We start from the raw sequence: 2172 nt of genomic DNA on the forward strand, positions 1-2172 counted from the left end.
CATGTATCCCGAATTTGCACAGACTGCTGAAGACGAGAACCTGCCTGAAATCGCAGCAAGATTCAGAGCAATCGGTAAGGCCGAAATGCATCACAAAGAGCGCTTTGAAAAACTTCTCCGGGAAGTGGAAAACGGGACCGTTTTCAAAAAAGACAGGGAAGTTGAATGGGTCTGCCGCAAATGTGGTTATGTGCACAGAGGCCCCGAACCTCCCGAAGAATGTCCTTCATGCGACCATCCCTACAACTATTTCGAGAGAAAGTGCGAAGAGTACTGATAGTTTTAATGAGGTTGCAAAACAATTGCAATCCCCTTTCCTTCAATTTTTTCTGATAAAAACGCTGAATCAGTCTAATTTTTTGAAAAAGAGCAATCACACTGGAATGTATCTCATCCCTTAATCATATCTGCCAGACCAATCAGAATCACTTTCTCTTCCTCTGCAATCTCCCGCATCCGTGGAGTAAAACCGGCCTGATTTCTTTAATTGGGAAAACGAGACTATCACTGATAGGTTTATATAGGTATCACCATATAGTGATAGGTAAGATGAGTGCAGAAACTACTGATTGGAACAACGTGCAAAATCATATCCGCAAATATCTGGATATTTCACCACAATCCCTCCATACCGACATCACTACTTTAAGTGAAAATATTGCAATGAACCTTCCTATCTATCCTGATCTAATAGTAGAAGAAAATGATGCTATCTATTTTATTGGAATAAAATCGAAAGCCACTGTAGACATTATTGCAAAATTGAATCTTCTTCGGGATTTCTGTCTCAAAAACACATTCCCAAAAAAAATACAATTGGTTATTGCCGCCAAATCCTTTCCTGAACGAGAAAAACTGCTCATGGACCAACTGGACATCACCATGGTAAAACTTCCGTGGTCGATTAAACTCACCACTGAAAAACAGTCCAAACCCAGCAACCATCGAATAACTTCGGCCAAATCATGGAAAATAGTGTCCCGCCTTTTGAAAGAAAAGAAAACCTCTATCCGGCAGCTGGCAATTCTTGAAGATATATCGTACGGCTGGGCGCACAAAACAATCCAGGCACTTATTCAGCAGAATATTGTGAAAAAGGAAAACAACCGTGTAAGTATTTCTAATGCTGATAAACTGCTAAATGGTATTGCATGGGAACGTCCTCTAAATAAACTTAAAAGTTGCGAGATCCAGATCCCTTTCAGTGAATCGATGGATGCAGCAAGGGAAATTACCCGGGCTTTTTCTATGCAACACAATATACCAGTCGGATTTACTTCATACACAGCAGCGGCTTTGTATACCGGTTATGGAGTGCGCAATGATGCAGTTTACTTATATTTGGATGATGAGTATATAGATTATTTCAAAGAATTATTCGAATCTTCTTCGAGAAATAGTATAAAGGCAATAATCTATAGGCCTGACAGAGAAGTTTTCCAGAACACTCTGGAAAAAGAGGGTGTCCGGATCGTATCTGCTTCCCGGACACTTCTGGATCTGGCAGGTATGGGATATTCTGCAATGGATATTACAAAAGCAATGGTTGCAAAATATGACCTCTTATGAGAGAATGAGTGAAATAATTAATTTTTCACTGGATGAATTACGTGTAATTACCAGATTTCTCCATGAAAGAGAGGATACCGATAACCCTACAACCGTGCTAATTGACGGATGGGCAGTTGATTCATATAATCCCTGGTATGGCTCAGTAGATATCGATCTCATTACCAATAATAGTACACGAAATAGTCTAAATATCTGCGAAAAGAGCGTGATTTTGTACCATACAGACTGCCCGGACAACCCCGAAGTGTAAAAAAAGTAACCAAAGCAGGGTCTGTAATTATTGATTTTGCAACAAGAGAAAAACCATTTCCGTTTGAAGGGACAGATGAGTATTTAGATTTCAGTATTCTTGACGGAAACACTGAAACCAGGGCAATTCGGGGTAACATCGAAATGGCAGTACCCAACAGAGCAACGTTGATTGTTCTGAAATTAAAAGCTATATGGGATCGAAATAATAGAATATCCCAAAGAAAAAGTTATGGTATTGAATGGGAATCCGGAAAACTTGCCAAAGACTATGCAGATATTCTTGCATTAATTGACCCCAACAATGGTGGGAATGATGTGGAAATCTCCGTCTTAGGTAAATTTATGAAC

3 protein-coding genes and 1 pseudogene are annotated in these 2172 nt (G+C 39.7%); all 4 read left to right on the forward strand.

Features of this window, described 5'->3' with window-relative positions:
• On the forward strand, positions 1–277 hold a 277-nt coding region (locus CI957_RS10155), incomplete at its 5' end, for a rubrerythrin family protein (protein WP_164909093.1).
• 272 nt (positions 278–549) lie between these two features.
• On the forward strand, positions 550–1569 hold the full coding sequence (locus CI957_RS10160; RefSeq protein WP_096713077.1) for a hypothetical protein: 1020 nt from the start codon (positions 550–552) through the stop codon (positions 1567–1569).
• 4 nt (positions 1570–1573) lie between these two features.
• Complete coding sequence (locus CI957_RS10990) at positions 1574–1822, forward strand: hypothetical protein (protein ID WP_241646097.1); 249 nt, start codon at positions 1574–1576, stop codon at positions 1820–1822.
• Positions 1823–1965: 143 nt separating this feature from the next.
• A pseudogene (locus tag CI957_RS10995) lies at positions 1966–2172 on the forward strand (hypothetical protein); the annotation flags it as partial.

Origin of the sequence: Methanohalophilus sp. WG1-DM, assembly GCF_004104135.1 — an archaeon.
Classification (GTDB): Archaea; Halobacteriota; Methanosarcinia; order Methanosarcinales; family Methanosarcinaceae; genus Methanohalophilus; species Methanohalophilus euhalobius.